Annotated in this window: 10 protein-coding genes; 6 read left to right on the top strand and 4 right to left on the bottom strand. The window is 33.0% G+C overall.

The window, feature by feature from the left end:
• Positions 1–87: 87 nt before the first annotated feature.
• Together OZP10_RS08045 and OZP10_RS08040 are read right to left on the bottom strand one after the other, a co-directional pair.
• Positions 88–525 (bottom strand): hypothetical protein, encoded by a 438-nt coding sequence (locus tag OZP10_RS08045; protein WP_008465451.1) that lies wholly within the window; start codon positions 523–525, stop codon positions 88–90.
• 98 nt (positions 526–623) lie between these two features.
• The gene (locus OZP10_RS08040; RefSeq protein ID WP_281634212.1) at positions 624–1,571 is read right to left on the bottom strand and encodes a bifunctional riboflavin kinase/FAD synthetase; all 948 of its coding nucleotides are present in this window, start codon (positions 1,569–1,571) and stop codon (positions 624–626) included.
• A 192-nt stretch (positions 1,572–1,763) separates the two neighbouring features.
• Between OZP10_RS08040 and OZP10_RS08035 the strand changes: the two genes are divergently transcribed.
• Entirely contained in the window at positions 1,764–4,433 is a 2,670-nt protein-coding gene (locus OZP10_RS08035; protein ID WP_281634211.1) for a zinc-dependent metalloprotease, read from the top strand.
• A 19-nt stretch (positions 4,434–4,452) separates the two neighbouring features.
• Here OZP10_RS08035 and OZP10_RS08030 read toward each other — a convergent pair whose 3' ends face one another.
• The gene (locus OZP10_RS08030) at positions 4,453–4,917 is read right to left on the bottom strand and encodes a ComF family protein (RefSeq protein WP_349293759.1); all 465 of its coding nucleotides are present in this window, start codon (positions 4,915–4,917) and stop codon (positions 4,453–4,455) included.
• A gap of 314 nt (positions 4,918–5,231) precedes the next feature.
• On the opposite strand from OZP10_RS08030, the gene OZP10_RS08025 reads away from it, so the two are divergent.
• From OZP10_RS08025 to OZP10_RS08005, 5 genes are all read left to right on the top strand, one after another.
• Positions 5,232–6,773, top strand: coding sequence for a glycine--tRNA ligase (locus tag OZP10_RS08025; protein WP_281634209.1), 1,542 nt, complete (start codon positions 5,232–5,234; stop codon positions 6,771–6,773).
• Positions 6,774–7,043: 270 nt separating this feature from the next.
• On the top strand, positions 7,044–7,862 hold the full coding sequence (locus OZP10_RS08020) for a LytR/AlgR family response regulator transcription factor (RefSeq protein ID WP_281634208.1): 819 nt from the start codon (positions 7,044–7,046) through the stop codon (positions 7,860–7,862).
• Positions 7,863–8,038: 176 nt separating this feature from the next.
• Complete coding sequence (locus tag OZP10_RS08015; RefSeq protein WP_281634207.1) at positions 8,039–8,284, top strand: hypothetical protein; 246 nt, start codon at positions 8,039–8,041, stop codon at positions 8,282–8,284.
• 287 nt (positions 8,285–8,571) lie between these two features.
• Complete coding sequence (locus tag OZP10_RS08010) at positions 8,572–10,437, top strand: tetratricopeptide repeat-containing sensor histidine kinase (protein ID WP_281634206.1); 1,866 nt, start codon at positions 8,572–8,574, stop codon at positions 10,435–10,437.
• Positions 10,427–11,125 (top strand): response regulator, encoded by a 699-nt coding sequence (locus OZP10_RS08005; RefSeq protein ID WP_281634205.1) that lies wholly within the window; start codon positions 10,427–10,429, stop codon positions 11,123–11,125. Before OZP10_RS08010 ends, OZP10_RS08005 begins: the two co-directional genes overlap by 11 nt.
• A 118-nt stretch (positions 11,126–11,243) precedes the next feature.
• On the opposite strand, the gene thiL is transcribed toward OZP10_RS08005, so the two are convergent.
• Complete coding sequence (gene thiL, locus OZP10_RS08000) at positions 11,244–12,290, bottom strand: thiamine-phosphate kinase (RefSeq protein ID WP_281634204.1); 1,047 nt, start codon at positions 12,288–12,290, stop codon at positions 11,244–11,246.
• Positions 12,291–12,340: the final 50 nt, after the last annotated feature.

Genomic DNA, 12,340 nt, shown 5'->3' with positions numbered 1-12,340 from the left:
AGTCTGAGTTATAAGCAATTTAAAAATTTTTGTTGAAATTATTGAGCTCTTTAGACTAATTTTTTTAATCTAATCGATTTCCAAAAATCAATCCGCAGCATATTTATTATTCCAATACAGCATCATCATTAAAGTAACGATTACAGAAGAAGCGATTCCTTCAAATAATAGACAGATACAATAAGTTGGCACCGATGGATTTCCTCCAAACATAAATGTTTCAGATAAAGTTCTTACGTAAGCATCTCCGCCTCGAGCGTAGCTATAAACCAATAGACCAAATATGCTTAGTGCAACACCAACTACAGAAGTTGCCATTGCAGAAACAGCATTAGAAACAAAATTGGTTTCTCCTTCATGAAGGTTCATCTGCATTGTCCTATTAACGCCATAGAATATAAAGAAAACGTTGAGTGTTCTCAAATAAAACAAATCTGCTAAACCTAGTACATTCATCAATAAAAAATAAATGCCAATTCCGAGGAAAATCAAAAACCCGTTGGTAATTTCTTTAGGTAATTTCATAGTGGTTATTTTTTAGAAGTTAATAGTAAATATTTGAAAAACAGTGTTCTATCAAATTTACTAAAAAAATAACTACGATGATTTAAAAACAATAAAAACTATGCAGTCTGGTTTTTTAATGTAGAGTTTATAAAAGCCAAAGAATCGGTTTGATCTTGATTAAGCTGTGCTTTTAAGGCATCTATCGAACCAAATTTTTGTTCTTCGCGAATATAATGCAATAAAAAAACTTCAATTTTTTGATCGTAAATATCTTTGTCAAAATTAAACAAGTGAACTTCTATAGTTTGTTTTTCGCCATTAACAGTAGGATTGAAACCAATATTCATCATTCCAAAAACAGTTTCACCGTTTACAATGGCTTTCACAACATAAACACCAATTTTTGGAATCAGTTTGTAATCTTCGTCAATCTGAATATTTGCTGTAGGGAAACCAATAGTTCTTCCAAGTTGTTTTCCTTTTACAATCGTTCCATTTAGAAAATAGCTATAGCCTAAATATTCGTTGGCCAAAGCCATGTTGCCTTCATTTAGAGCTTTTCTGATTTTGGTCGAACTAACCGAAACATCTTGAATTTCTTCGGCCGAAATTTGCTCAACTTCAAATCCATATTCTAGTCCAAAAGCAATGAGATCATCAATATTTGCAGTTCTATTTCGGCCAAAACGATGATCATGGCCAATAATGATTTTTTGAATCTGGAATTTTTCCACTAAAATCGTTCGAACGAATTCTTCGGCAGTTAGTCTTGAAAAACTTTCGTTAAAAGGGTGGACAACTAGGTTTTCTATACCAGTTGCTTCCAAAAGCTTTATTTTTTCTTCAATAGTGTTTAACAATCTTATCTCCGATTTTTCCTGAAGAACCATCCTTGGATGCGGAAAAAAAGTTAGAACAAGACTTTCATATCTTCCATTTTCAGTTTGCTGCGTAATTCGTTCGAGAATTTTTTTATGACCAATATGCACACCGTCAAAGGTACCAAGAGTTAAAATTGTTTTCTTGGTTGACTGAAAATCGTTTATAGAATGAAAGAGCTTCAAAACAAATTATTTAAGATGCTGCAAATTTATACTATTCTCTTTTAAATTTAATGCTATGCTAAATCGAATTTTAATGCGTAACCTATCTTTTTGTAAAAATAAGACGACTCGTCGATTAAAAAGCAATAATTGTCGTATAGATAATATGATTTCAAATTAATTGAAGTAATTTTGATACTATATCTTAAGAGTATGAAAAAACAACTACTTTATATATTTTTAATTTTTTGTTCTGCAAATATCAATGCACAAGATGTTCTATGGCAGAAGGTAACTTCTTCATCGCTTTTGCGAAAAGCTGATGGTGTAAGTTCTGCTAAATTATATTATAAATTAAATGCAAATCTTCTTAGTGCTAAACTAGCTTCGGCATCAAATAAAACAGCGAAAAATACAACATCAGAAATTACGATTCCAAATGCTGATGGAATTTTGGAACGTTTTTCTGTTTGGGAATCCTCTAATTTTGATCCAGAATTACAGGCAAAATATCCCGAAATTAGGTCTTATGTAGGTCGAGGAATAGATGATAAAAATGCTAAAATACATTTTAGCATAGCTCCAATCGGAATCCAGACGATGGTTTTTAGACCATCAAAACCAACGGAATATATTGAACAAAATCAAGATAATAAATCGGAATATGTCTTGTATAAATCGACAGACAACGTAGCGTCAAAAATGCTTTTGGATTGTAAAACACCAAATTCGTTTTCTGACAATAAACCTTCTACTACTGCAAAAACAGCTTCAAACTCTAAACAATTTAAAACACTTCGATTGGCGCTTTCCTGTACAGGAGAATACACTACTTATTTTGGTGGAACAAAGGCGAAAGCTTTAGCTGGAATGAATGCTACTTTGACTCGAGTAAATGGTATTTTTAATCGAGATCTTGCAGTACAGTTGATTTTAATTGCAAATAATGATGCTATAATTTATACAGACGCTTCTACAGATCCTTATTCTATTGCATCAGCAGGTGCTAACAATGACAATCCTGCGTGGCCAAAAGAAGTGCAGACAACATTAACAACTGTAATTGGTGAAGGCAATTATGATATTGGCCATTTATTTGGCGCTTCAGGCGGAGGAGGAAATGCAAGCTGTATTGGTTGTGTCTGCGTGAGCCCTACTTCTAGCCAACCTCTTGGAAAAGGCAGTGCATTTACATCTCCAGCAGATGGAAGGCCCCAAGGCGATAATTTTGATATTGATTTCGTTGCTCATGAAATGGGGCATCAGCTTGGAGGTACGCATACTTTTTCGCATGCAAATGAAGGTTATGGAACCTGTTACGAACCAGGAAGCGGTTCAACTATTATGGGGTATGCGGGAGTAACAGCTTATGATGTTCAGAGTCACTCAGACGATTATTTTTCTTATGCAAGTATTAGTCAGATACAAAGTAATTTAGCAGGAAAAACTTGTCCGGTTTCTACATCTATAGTTGATAATAATCCGCCAGTCATAAATGCAGGTTCAGATTATACGATTCCAATTAGCACACCATTTATTTTAACCGGAACAGGTTCTGATCCAGAGGGAAATTCCATAACATACACTTGGGAGCAATACGATAGTGCTATAACAACTTTTGGCAATAAGAGTTTGGCAGATGCTACAAAACCAGACGGACCAATGTTTAGGTCTTTTTCGCCAACAACTTCACCTGTTCGATACATGCCTGCTTTAAGTTCTGTATTAAATAATCAGTTGACCACAAGTTGGGAATCTGTTTCTTCTATTGCCAAAACAATGAATTTTACCCTTACAGGAAGAGACAATGCTGCAGAAGGAAAGGGGCAAACCAATACATCAGCGATGGTCGTAACGGTAAGTGCTGCCGCTGGGCCATTTGCCGTGACTTCACAAGCAGACGATAATCTTGGTTGGGCAAAAGGATCGGCGCAAACTATTACTTGGAGCGTAAATAACACCAATACACTTGTGGGATCATCAAGTGTAAATATTAAATTATCTGTAGATGGCGGATTAACATTTCCAGTTGTCTTGGCTTCTAATACTCCAAATGATGGCTCAGAAACGATATTGGTTCCAGAAATTGAGGCTTCTACAAATTGCAGACTTTTGATAGAGCCAGTTGGCAATATTTATTATGCTGTAAATAGTAAACCATTTGCTGTAGGATATACGGTTTCAACAGATTGTTCTTCTTATAATTTTGGTGGAGGATATTCAACCGGTGACAATGTGTATGTAAATAGAACAGTTTCTGTGCCTTCTTCAACAGGATCTATTTCAGATGTAAATGTTTCCGTAAATGTAAAACATGAGAAATTTTCGGATCTTACCATGCAGATTATTAGCCCTAGCGGAACAATTGTAACTTTATTTAATAAAAACTGTGGAAATACAAATTCAACCTTAGCTTTGCAATTTGATGATAGCGGAACTGCTTTAAACTGTAATACAACTTCTAGCCAGATTGTAATTCCTTCGACTGTTTTAAGCGCTTTTAATGGAGAAAATCCACAAGGAAATTGGACTTTTAGAGTTCTTGATGATGCTGTAGGAGCTTTGGGAACAATAAATTCTGCGTCAGTAAATATTTGTTCTAAAACCTATACATTAGGAAATGATGATTTTGAGAATGTTAGTTTTGTTGCGTATCCAAATCCAAACAAAGGAACTTTTACAGTGCAATTTGATCGAGATTCGGTAAGTGAGATTAAAGTTTACGTTAATGATATTAATGGAAAATATGTTTACGATAGAACTTTTCAAGGATCAGGATATTTTATTCAAGATATTCAATTGCCAGGTGTTCCTTCAGGTCTATATTTTGTAACAGTTACTGATGGCAACAGAAAAGAAATAAAAAAAATACTGATTAATTAATTCTTGAAAGCTTAAAACCTTAATGCGCCATCGCCATACAAATCATACTAATTTTAGCGCCTGGAATTTTTAATAACGCCCGAGAACAGGCTTCAATTGTTGCGCCTGTTGTGAAAACATCGTCTACAATTAAAAAATGTTTGTGATGATCGGATTCATTGAATTCGACATCAAAAATGTTTTCTATATTTTCGGACCTTCCTAAAAGGCTTTTTTTAGATTGGGTTTTAGAATATACTTTACGAAACAATAGTTTTTCATTAAAAGGAACTTCAAAACCATGGGCAATTGCTTTCCCAAAAGTAGTAACTTGATTGTAACCACGTTCCTTAAATTTTCTTTTATGAAGTGGAACTGGAATCACGACATCAAAAGGAATTTCGAGTTGAAGTTCTTTTAAATCTTCGGCATACCAATTTCCTAAAACAGTTCCTATTTCCTGGTGACCTTTGTATTTTAAATTATGAATGAGTTCCTGTACCATTCCCTTTTTATTAAAGTATAAAAATGCAGAGGCAAATTGAATATCGATCTTGCCATAAAACTTTTTTGCAGCCTCATTTTTTAGATCTAAATGATATTGGGTTAGAGGCATTTCATGACGACAGCTGGTACAGAATACTGTTTCATTCTGAAGCAAAAGTGAGCGGCATCCGCTACAGACTTTAGGGAAAAAGAGATTTATTAGGTAATTAATCACAAAAAGAGAGATTTTATTTACAAAAGTAACAAAATCAAAGCTTCAATCTTTATAATTTTTCTTTTTTATACAGCTAGTTTTTATATTTTTGCATCACTATGGCAAAACAAGAAGATATATTTAAGAATGTGGTTTCGCACGCAAAAGAGTACGGATTTATTTTTCCGTCAAGCGAAGTTTACGATGGTTTAAGTGCTGTATACGATTACGCACAAAACGGTGTTGAATTAAAAAAGAATATCCGTGAATATTGGTGGAAATCAATGGTTCAGATGAATGAAAATATTGTCGGCCTTGATGCTGCAATATTGATGCATCCAACAACTTGGAAAGCTTCTGGTCACGTTGACGCTTTCAATGATCCATTAATTGATAATAAAGATTCTAAAAAGAGATATAGAGCTGATGTTTTGGTTGAAGATCATGCTGAAAAAATTCACCAAAAAGCACAAAAAGAAATTGACAAAGCAAAAGCTCGTTTTGGTGATGCATTCAACGAACAAGAATTTGTAACTACAAATGCTCGTGTAATTGAATATTTAGCTAAAGAAAAAGAAATCAGAGAGCGTTTAGGTCGTTCTTTGGGAGCAGGTGATTTGGCCGATGTAAAAGCATTGATTGAAGAGCTTGAAATTGCTGATCCTGAAACTGGTTCTAAAAACTGGACAGAGGTTAAGCAATTTAACTTAATGTTCGGAACAAAATTAGGTGCATCTGCAGAGAATGCAATGGATTTATATTTGCGTCCAGAAACGGCTCAAGGTATTTTTGTGAACTTTTTAAACGTTCAGAAATCAGGCCGTATGAAAGTTCCTTTTGGAATTGCTCAGACAGGTAAAGCTTTCAGAAACGAGATTGTTGCAAGACAATTTATTTTCCGTATGCGTGAATTCGAACAAATGGAAATGCAATTTTTTGTACGTCCAGGAGAAGAAATGAAATCATACGAGTACTGGAAAGAAACTCGTTTGAAATGGCATTTATCTTTAGGATTAGGAAAAGAAAATTACCGTTTTCATGATCATGAGAAATTAGCGCACTACGCAAACGCAGCAGCTGATATCGAATTTAATTTCCCATTCGGATTTAAAGAATTGGAAGGAATTCACTCTCGTACAGATTTCGACTTAAAAGCGCACGAAGAATATTCTGGAAGAAAATTGCAATATTTTGATCCTGAATTAAACGAAAACTATGTTCCTTATGTAGTAGAAACTTCTGTAGGTTTAGATCGTATGTTCTTGGCAGTTTTTGCTACTTCGTTAAAAGAAGAAACATTAGAAGACGGTTCTACTAGAACAGTTTTAAAATTACCGGCAGTTTTAGCGCCAACTAAAGCGGCAGTATTACCATTAGTTAAAAAAGATGGTTTGCCAGAAGTTTCAAGAAAAATCATCGAAGATTTGAAATGGGATTTTAATGTGGCTTATGATGAAAAAGATGCTGTAGGACGTCGTTACAGAAGACAAGATGCTTTAGGAACGCCTTTCTGTATTACAGTAGATCACCAGACACTTGAAGACGAAACAGTAACAATTCGTCATAGAGATACAATGAAACAAGATCGAGTAAAAATTACTGAATTAAGAGGAATTATCGAAAACGAAGTTTCGATGAAAAACTGGTTAATGAGAATGTAATCTTTACAGTTTATTATAGAAGTCCCAAATTCCATAAAGGAGTTTGGGATTTTTGATTTTAAAAAACAGGTATTTTATCGGTTTTTTTTGCATTTCATCCTTATGTATCAACATTTTGACTTAATGTGTTAACAATGAAATGTTTAAAAGGCTTAAATGCGTAATTTTAAATTTGTATTAGCGCAAAAACCAATTTTTTTTCTCCACATTGCAATTAAAAGCTTTTTTTTGAGTATGATTGCGCCGTGAGAACACCAACAAAACCCAAAATTGAAAAAGTATTCGTATATTATAATTGATGATGACGCTGAGAGTATTTTGAAAACCCAAACAACCGCTTCAGGTTTTTCAGAATTATCTTTTATGGCTTCGGCTTCAAATTTTCAAGAAGGTTTAGACTTGGTTTTAGAACATAAACCAGCTTTGGTTTTTCTCGAAATCGAACCCAAAAATCTGTCAAGTCATTTGTCTTTGGCTTTTATAAGCGAATTGCACCGTTTCTTTCAGGAAATTCCCAAAATTATAATTACTACAAATACAAAAGAAAAATCTTTTGATGCAATTCAATATGGTGTCTTTGATTATCTTTTAAAGCCTATTGCGCATATTGAGCTTCTAAAATCGGTTTTAAGGCTTAAAAAAGCCAATTTAGATAGCAAAACACCGCAATTTCTAGAAGAGCCGACTTCTATTGTAATTGATAATGTAAATAACGTAACGATTCCTCAAAATATCGAAAGACCATTGACCATTTGTATAAAATCGTATGGAGATTACCGGTATTTAAATGCTGAAGATATCTGTTACTTTCAAGCCGACAATAACTCTACCGATATTTATTTGAATAGTGGTGAAATGATTACGGCCTTTAAAACGTTAAAGCATTTTGAAAGTGTTTTGACGTATCCTTTTATCCGCATTCATAACAGTTATGTGATAAATCGAAACTATATTTCGAGGATTCATAGCGGAAACTCAATCTGTTACATAAAAAACTCCACAAAAAAGATTCCTTTTTCTAAAACCTACAGAGCAAATGTAGAGCAGATTATTGCCGATTTTGCAGCAGGAAATTATCTAGAAGTCTAAAAACTAGATGTTTACACGGATTTGCTATCCATTGACTATCAATTGGGTATGATTTACCATAAACCCAATTTTTCGTATAAATTTTTTTTGACCCCGGTATTAGTTTTACAATCTGATTCGCAGCAGACAGCGAATCATCTCCAAAAAATAATACAAAACATATAAAACCTCAGGTCATGAAAAAAACAGCTTTAACATTCGGATTATTCTCATTAGTAATAGTTGCAACTTCTTTTGCAAACCCAACAGTTTCTAATTCATCAGTAAAAAAAGGTATCGATATTTTTGATACAGATACAGATGGAACTGGTCATGGTACAAGCGGAAGACGTAAAGGAGATGACTTTGCTCAAACTAAAAACATTTCAAACGACTTTAATGCAGATCGTCAATATACAAGAACTACAGTAAAAGTAGACTAATAAGAAAATTAAAAATATAAAGAAAAGGCTGTCAATTTTTTGGCAGCCTTTTTTTTCGTCCATAGTTTTAGTATTTTTGGTGAAACTCCAAAAAGCTATTGAAAAGCAAACTGCTAATATTATTCTTTTTATGCATTGTTTTTTTTGGTTGTACCAAGAAAACCGAAAGTGATAAAGATGTGCATTTATCAAAAGATAGCCTATCTTCTTATTTATCATTAGCTAATGATATCAGTCTCCCATATAAATATAAGCAAAGATATAATCTAAAAGCATTTGCGATAATTATGAGACAAAAAGATGACTCATTAAATAAAGTCAATCTTTTTAAAATAGCCAATCGATATTATAATATGAATGATTGGAAGTCTTATAAACAAACTACAAAGTTAATTTTAGAGAGGGCACAAAACTCGAAAGACTCTGTACACATGGCAAAAGCCTACAGTTATTTAGGGGATTATTATGAAAGTCAATCTATATCTGACAGTGCTTTCTTGAATTACTTTAAAGCAGAAAAGATCTATCTAAAGATTAATGATAAATTAAATTTAGCTAAAACTTTTGTAAGCAAAGGAAACCTTCAGTACAATGAGGGGGATTATTTTGAAAGTGAAATTAATGTTTTTAAAGCCCTCCGAATTTTAAAGAAAGAAACAAATGTAAATAATCAGCTTTATGATTGTTATAATTTATTGGGGATACTTTACAATGAGCAAGAAGAATTTGATAAATCTCTTGATTTTCATGAATTAGCACTGAATATTCTATCTGACAAATCGATTCCGTCAGATTATCAGTTGAAGGCAACGTCATTAAACAATATTGGGTTTGTTTATTTGAGAATGCATAATTATAATAAAGCAAAATTGTATTTTCAAAAAAGTATTGAGCAAAAAAATTTGTATCAAGAAAATACGACTTTATATGCTATTGTTTTAGATAATTTGGCTTATTCAAAATTTAAATTAAAAGAATCTGAAAGCATGCCAAAATTGTTTTATGATGCCTTAAAGATTAGAGATAGTTTGGGACTTAAATCAGGAGTTGTATTAAATAAAATACATCTGTCCGAATACTATGCTTTTAAAAAAGATACCTTGCGAGCAATTCAATTTTCAAAAGAGGCATTAGACCTTTCTAGAAGTACAGATAAATTAGCTAATACCTTAGGTGCTCTCCAGCAAATCGCAATTGTCGATCCAAAAAACGCTTCTGTTTATTCGAAAGAATATATTCAATTGAATGATAAAATGCTTAAAGCGGAGCGCAAAATGGGAGAAAAATTTTCCCGTATTGAATACGAAACCAACGAAATTAAAGATCAGAATTCCAGTCTTCAGGAAAAAAATAAAACTTTGGTTTATGTATTTAGTATTTGTACATTGCTCGGGTTGTTTTTTTATGTTTATAAAACGCAACAGGCCAAAAACCGTGAACTTCTTTTTAAACAGCAGCAACAGATTGCCAACGAGGATATTTACAATTTGATGATTTCGCAACAAAACGAAATTGAGCTTACGAGATTAAAAGAAAAGAAAAAGGTGGCGCAGGAATTGCACGATGGTGTTTTAGGACGTATGTTTGGTATTAGAATAAGCCTTGATAGCTTAGATAAACTAGACGAATCTGAAGCTATTTCTAAAAGAAAAAAATATCTTGCTGAACTAAAAAATGTTGAACAGGATATTCGTGAAATTTCGCATGATTTAAATAGAGAAAAATCGGAATTAATTAATAATTTTGTTTCGATTTTAAATAAACTATTTGAAAATCAGATAAATACGTATAGTTCGAAATTGATTACTGTTTTTGATCCTGAGATTAAATGGGATTTAATAAGTAATATGGCCAAAATTAATTTGTATAGAATAGTTCAAGAAGGGCTCCAGAATTGTAATAAATATGCGAAAGCTGATATTATTAGAGTAGCGTTTAAAAATGTAAATAATAATCTGGTTTTAACAATCGAAGATGACGGAATTGGATTTAACGCCAATAAGACTAAAAACGGAATTGGTCTGCATAATATTGAATATAGAGCAACAGAGTGTAAGGGAACAGTTACCATAAAATCTGCCAAAGGAGAAGGAACAATTCTGACCATAAAAATCCCAATAGAGCCAAATAATAACCTGCATAATGACATTTGATTTACCAGCTTCAGTTCCACAATTAGTTACTAAGAATATTTTAATAGTAGATGATCATCCTTTTATTATTGAAGGATATAAAAATGCTATAACTCGTTATAATCCAAAGCAATATGGGTTTTTAATTTCGCAAGCACACGATTGCAGGTCAGGTTATGATATAATAGAAAATAATAACACACCCGATTTTGATATTGCTTTTTTGGATATCAGTATGCCTCCTTATGAAGAAAAAGAGATTTTTTCTGGCGAAGATTTGGCAAAATTGCTTTTAAAGAAAATGCCTTCTTGCAAGATTATACTTTTGACGATGTATACCGAATTGCTGAAAATTAAAACTATTATCAGAACAATTCAGCCCAATGGATTAATCATTAAAAATGACCTTACTTTTGACGAATTGCTTCTAGCTTTTGATAAAGTCATGAAAAATGAGAAATACTACAGCCAATCGGTTATAAAAATGCTGAATCAATCCACGCACAATGCAATCGAGATCGATCAATACGATAAGCAAATATTAATTCATTTGGATAAAGGAACTCCAATTCATGAAATGCTGGAAAATATTCCAATTTCATTAAATGCTATCGTGAAACGAAAAAAACATTTAATGGAACTGCTAAAAATAAGAAACGGTTCTGACCATGATTTGGTCAAAGAAGCAAAAAGCAAAGGACTGTTTTAAAATTTTAGATTTTTAGAACAAAACTTAGTAATAAAAAATCCTATCAGGTTCTTGAAATCTGATAGGATTTTTAATTTAGTGTACTGTTGCGTACTGTGACCGTGACTGAAAACTCAAACTATTCACTCAAAGCATCCCATCCGCGGGCTTTTAAGGCGATTTTTGTGTTAGCACGTGTTACAAGATGGATTCCTTCATTTTCTTCTGCCATATGGCCGATAACAGAGAAATTCGGATTTCCTTTTATTTTGTCAAAATCATTAATGTCAATTGTAAATAAAAGCTCATAATCTTCACCGCCGTTTATGGCAACTGTTGTACTGTCGATATTAAATTCTTCACAAGTAGAAATAAACTGCGGATCTAATGGCAATTTGTCTTCATATAAATTACAGCCCACTTTTGATTGCTTACAGATATGGATAATCTCAGAAGATAATCCGTCTGAAATATCAATCATTGAAGTTGGTTTTATATCTAAAGCATGAAGTAAGGTGCGAACATCTTTTCGTGCTTCAGGTTTCAATTGGCGTTCTACCAAATAAGTATAAGGATCTAAATCTGGCTGATTGTTTGGGTTAACCTGGAAAACTTGTTTTTCGCGTTCTAAAACCTGCAGTCCCATATAAGCAGCGCCTAAATCTCCGGTTACAACTAGCAAATCAGTTTGTTTGGCTCCGTTTCTGTAAACCAATTCATTTTCATCAGCTTCTCCAATTGCTGTTATACTGATAATTAATCCTTTTTGAGATGAGGTTGTGTCTCCGCCAATAACATCAACTTTATATTCTTTTGCTGCGTGCGCAATTCCTGCAAACAATTCTTCTAAAGCTTCAAGTGGAAAACGATTAGAAACTGCAACCGAAACCGTAATTTGAGTTGGTTTTGCATTCATCGCACAAATATCAGAAACATTCACTACAACTGCTTTGTATCCTAAATGTTTTAAAGGCATGTAAGCCAAATCAAAATGAACTCCTTCAATCAATAAATCGGTAGAAACTACTACTTTTTTGTCTTTAAAATCAAGAACAGCTGCATCGTCGCCAATACTTTTCAAAGTAGATTCCTGAGTAACATCAAAGTTTTTGGTTAAATGGTCAATTAAACCGAATTCGCCCAATTGAGCTATACTAGTTCTCTGCTGATTTTTATCTTCAATCATTTCTGTTAAGTTCCAAAGTTATTAAGGTGCAAAGGTACAAAGGATTTTTT

Origin of the sequence: Flavobacterium luteolum (genome assembly GCF_027111275.1) — a bacterium.
Lineage (GTDB): Bacteria > Bacteroidota > Bacteroidia > Flavobacteriales > Flavobacteriaceae > Flavobacterium > Flavobacterium luteolum.
The sequence above is the reverse complement of the archived record's forward strand: the minus strand, read 5'-3'. Positions and strand labels throughout refer to the sequence as shown.

Excerpts from the sequence above, each read along its gene's own strand:
- OZP10_RS08045 (WP_008465451.1), bottom strand. The coding sequence starts at position 525 with ATGAAATTACCTAAAGAAATTACCAACGGGTTTTTGATTTTCCTCGGA.
- thiL (WP_281634204.1), bottom strand. The coding sequence starts at position 12,290 with ATGATTGAAGATAAAAATCAGCAGAGAACTAGTATAGCTCAATTGGGC.
- OZP10_RS08035 (WP_281634211.1), top strand. The coding sequence starts at position 1,764 with ATGAAAAAACAACTACTTTATATATTTTTAATTTTTTGTTCTGCAAAT.
- OZP10_RS08005 (WP_281634205.1), top strand. The coding sequence starts at position 10,427 with ATGACATTTGATTTACCAGCTTCAGTTCCACAATTAGTTACTAAGAAT.
- OZP10_RS08015 (WP_281634207.1), top strand. The coding sequence starts at position 8,039 with ATGAAAAAAACAGCTTTAACATTCGGATTATTCTCATTAGTAATAGTT.
- OZP10_RS08010 (WP_281634206.1), top strand. The coding sequence starts at position 8,572 with ATGAGACAAAAAGATGACTCATTAAATAAAGTCAATCTTTTTAAAATA.
- OZP10_RS08030 (WP_349293759.1), bottom strand. The coding sequence starts at position 4,917 with ATGGTACAGGAACTCATTCATAATTTAAAATACAAAGGTCACCAGGAA.
- OZP10_RS08025 (WP_281634209.1), top strand. The coding sequence starts at position 5,232 with ATGGCAAAACAAGAAGATATATTTAAGAATGTGGTTTCGCACGCAAAA.